This is a genomic window from Henriciella sp., from assembly GCF_049649345.1.
GTDB lineage: Bacteria > Pseudomonadota > Alphaproteobacteria > Caulobacterales > Hyphomonadaceae > Henriciella.
In genome coordinates, this window is record NZ_JBARZC010000380.1 from 1 (window position 1) to 2302 (window position 2302).

Genomic DNA, 2302 nt, shown 5'->3' on the forward strand with positions numbered 1-2302 from the left:
GCGCGCTTTTCGGAATCGGTGCCATTCTCTCGATGCTGGCACCGACCACGTTTTCGGAGGGGGTGCTCGTCGATGGCCGCGCCGTGCTTGTGGGAATGGCCGCAGCCATGATCGGCTGGCGCGCGGGGCTGATCGCGGCGCTGATCGCGGCAGGTTTTCGCTGGCATATTGGCGGTGCCGGCGCCCTCGCGGGATGCACGGGGATCGTCCTTGCCGCAGCGCTCGGCTTTGTATGGCAGCAGTTTCTCCGGCCCTCCGACCATATCAGCGCGCGCCATTTTGCAGGCCTCGGCCTGCTCATTTCGCTGTCGTTGATAAGTATTCTGTTCCTGCCCTGGCCGGTTGCATTGATGCTGATGGAGACAGCGGTGCCCGTCCTGATAGTGTGCTACGTGATCTGCGCCGTCATCCTCGGTACGCTCGTCGAGCGAGAGCAGGAACTGATCCGCATTGAACGTTACTGGCGGGCATCGGCACAGACCGATCCGCTTACCGGGCTGCCCAACCGGCGTGAATTCGAGCGAAGCTTCCATCACGCTCAATTGCTCAAAGGGGCACGCCGCAAGGGATGTGCACTGCTGGTACTCGACATCGACCACTTTAAGTCGATCAACGACCAATATGGACACGCAGGCGGGGACGAAGCGCTGAAATGTTTCGCGACCCGCCTTCAGCTGGCGATCCGCACCCAGGATCACGTGAGCCGGATCGGTGGTGAGGAATTTGCGGTTCTTCTGCCGGAGACGACCAGCGATGCTGCGCGCATGGTCGCAAACAAGATCAGAATGGCGATCCGCCAGCAACCGGTCCGGGTTGGGCCCGAGGATGAGGTCTACGTCACAGTCAGTATCGGCGGCGCGGCCTGTGACGGCGCCGACATTCCCGGCCCAACGCTTCAGGCCCGCGCGGACGCAGCACTTTATGCTGCCAAACGTGCCGGTCGGGACCGTGCGGAATTTGCTGCGAGCGGCTCACCGGACTTCCATGGCACGATCGCCGATCTCAGCCGGAATAGCGGATAACACTCCAACTGCGCCTGCCCTCGGATCGGGTCAGATCCGTCGTTCAACCATCAATTTCTTGATCTCGGCAATAGCTTTGGCCGGATTGAGATTCTTCGGGCAGGTTCGCGTGCAATTCATGATCGTATGGCAACGATAGAGCTTGAACGGATCTTCCAGATCGTCGAGCCGCTGTCCGGTCGCCTCGTCACGCGAATCGATGATCCAGCGATACGCGTGCAGGAGCGCGGCTGGCCCCAAATACTTGTCTCCGTTCCACCAGTAGGACGGACAAGCCGTCGAACAGGATGCACACATCACGCATTCATAAAGCCCATCAAGTTTCTTGCGGTCCTCGATCGACTGCCTCCATTCCTTTTCAGGCGTATTCGTCGCTGTTTCCAGCCAGGGCATGATGGAGGCGTGCTGGGCATAGAAATGGGTCAGATCCGGAACAAGATCCTTGATTACCGGCATATGCGGAAGGGGATAGATCTTCACATCCCCCTTCACCTCATCGATCCCGTAAATGCACGCGAGCGTGTTGATACCGTCGATGTTCATCGCACAAGAGCCGCAGATGCCCTCGCGGCAGGATCTGCGGAACGTCAGCGTGGGATCGATCTCGTTCTTGATCTTGATCAGCGCGTCCAGGATCATCGGCCCGCATGTGTCGAGATCGACAAAATAGGTGTCGACACTCGGATTTTCCGGGTTGTCCGGATTGTACCGATAGATCTTGAATGCCCGGAGGTCCTGAGCACCTTCGGGTTTCGGCCACGTCTTCCCTGTCACCATCCTGCTGTTTTTCGGAAGGGTCAGTTCCACCATAACTCGCTCCTGGATCAATTCGCTCAGCGTCTGCGGACCATACCTAATCCGTTTCGCAGAACTTGCTAATATACGCGCTCCTTGGGAGCAATTTTCTTCAGGTCGATGCCGCCGTCCTTCTCTTCTGTGAGAGGCTCGAGATGGACGGGGCGGTAGCTCAGTGCGACAGCATGGTCCTGCCCGACATGCGCGAGCGTATGGACACGCCAGTTCTCGTCGTCCCGGTCGGGGAAATCCTCATGCGCATGCGCACCGCGGCTCTCATGACGTGCTTCGGCACTCACGATCGTGGCCAGCGCATTGGGCATCAGATTGACAAGTTCGAGCGTTTCCATAAGGTCCGAATTCCAGATCATCGACCGATCGGTGACCTTGATGTCGTCCATCCCACCGGCGACTTCCGACATGCGCTCCACGCCTTCACCGAGCACCTCTTTGGTCCGGAAAACCGCCGCGTTCTCCTGCATCAC

Annotated in this window: 2 protein-coding genes and 1 pseudogene; 1 reads left to right on the forward strand and 2 read right to left on the reverse strand. The window is 58.9% G+C overall.

The window, feature by feature from the left end; translation table 11 throughout:
* The coding region (locus WA989_RS10355; RefSeq protein ID WP_424340419.1) for a GGDEF domain-containing protein at nucleotides 1–1022 on the forward strand (1022 nt) is incomplete at its 5' end.
* Nucleotides 1023–1052: 30 nt separating this feature from the next.
* Here the strand turns inward: WA989_RS10355 and WA989_RS10360 are convergent.
* Nucleotides 1053–1832, reverse strand: a complete 780-nt coding sequence (locus WA989_RS10360; RefSeq protein WP_424340420.1) for a succinate dehydrogenase iron-sulfur subunit — start codon at nucleotides 1830–1832, stop codon at nucleotides 1053–1055.
* A gap of 65 nt (nucleotides 1833–1897) precedes the next feature.
* Nucleotides 1898–2302 (reverse strand): annotated as a pseudogene (locus WA989_RS10365) (succinate dehydrogenase/fumarate reductase flavoprotein subunit); the annotation flags it as partial.

Coding starts and splice junctions, on each gene's coding strand:
- WA989_RS10360 (WP_424340420.1), bottom strand. CDS start 1,832: ATGGTGGAACTGACCCTTCCGAAAAACAGCAGGATGGTGACAGGGAAG.